The 1,373-nt window shown below is 67.2% G+C and carries 1 protein-coding gene; it reads right to left on the reverse strand.

What is annotated here, in order from left to right; all coding sequences use genetic code 11:
- Positions 1-22: 22 nt before the first annotated feature.
- A protein-coding gene (locus tag DAI17_RS20720; RefSeq protein ID WP_107775145.1) for an IS3 family transposase occupies positions 23-1,320 on the reverse strand; the annotation gives its coding sequence in 2 pieces (ribosomal slippage) (positions 23-1,026 and positions 1,026-1,320; 1,299 coding nt in all).
- Positions 1,321-1,373 lie beyond the last annotated feature (53 nt).

The raw sequence follows: 1,373 nt of genomic DNA on the forward strand, positions 1-1,373 counted from the left end.
TGAACCGCCCCGGGTTTGATGCTCACCGGGTGGTTGTCACGCCCTGTGGGGCGTGGGGCTGATCGTAGTAGTCGTTCTCGGCCTCGAGTGGTGGTCGGCGGTCGAGTCGGTGCATGAGGCGGCTGGTGTTGAACCAGTAGACCCAGGCGGCGGTGGCGAGCTCGACCTCGACGACGCTGGTCAGGCCGTCGTGGAACGGGGTCGATAGACGGCCGGTCCCGATGCATTCGGTCTTGTACAGCCCGATGGTGGTCTCGGCCAGGGCGTTGTCGTAGGCGTCGCCGACGCTGCCGATCGAGGGCGCCAGCCCGGTCTCGGCGAGCCGGTCGGTCAGGCTCAGCGAGGTGTACTCGGCACCGGCATCGGAGTGATGGATGCCGTCCACGATGGGGTGCCCCTGCCTGCGGCGGGTCTCGAGTGCGTCGTCCAAGGCGGCCTGGACCAGGTCCGCGGTATGTCGGGGGCCGACCTGCCAGCCCACGATGGTGCCGGCATAGGCGTCGATGACGAGCGCGGTGTAGGCGAACCGGCCCCCGATCGGGACGTAGGTGAAGTCCGCGACCAGCAGCCGGTTGGGGGCCTCGATCTTGAAGCGTCGATCGACCAGGTCCGGTGCCCGGCCGGCGGCCGGGTCCGCGATGGTGGTGCGGATCCGGCGGGTACGCCTGACGCCCTGCCAGCCGTGGCGGCGCATCAGTCGTTCCACGGTGCATCGGGCCACGATGATGCCTTGGCGATTCAGGTGGGCCCACATCTTCACCGCCCCGTACAGCGACTCCGGGCGACGTCGACCGTGTTCGTCGGGTTCGTAGAACCCGGACAGGATCTCGGTCAGGGCCTCCTCCCACAGCGTGCGTCGTGACGGGCCGCGTGAGAGCCAGGCGTAGTAGGTGCGTGGAGCGATCTTGAGTCCGAGGTGAGTTCTCAGGACTCGACAGATCGGTGCGACTCCGAAGTCGGCTCGGTGTTCGATGATGAACCGGCAGACATCGGTGGTAGCGGGTCGCACTCCCGCGCGAAGAAAGTCGTGGCCCTCTTGAGGATCTCCACCGTCTGGGCCAGCTCGGCGTTCTCCCGTTTCAGCTCCGCAATCTCCAGGTCCCGGGTGTCCGGGCTGGCTGGCAGCTCACCGGCCTCGACGCGGGCCATGCGGACCCACGACTTCAACGTGTTGGGGTGCATCCCGAACTGACCCGCGATCGCCCGGATCGCCTGGAACTCATGCCGGTAGTTCTCACCCTGCTCCAGCACCAGACGCACCGCACGCTCACGCGTGGCGGGGCTGTACTTCGAAGCCTGCGGCTTCCTCAGGTTGGGCATGTTCCATCCTCCATTCACATCGGAGGTGTGCACCAGACCCGGGGAGGTTCACC

The organism is Nocardioides sediminis, from assembly GCF_003047295.1.
GTDB classification, from domain to species: Bacteria; Actinomycetota; Actinomycetes; order Propionibacteriales; family Nocardioidaceae; genus Nocardioides; species Nocardioides sediminis.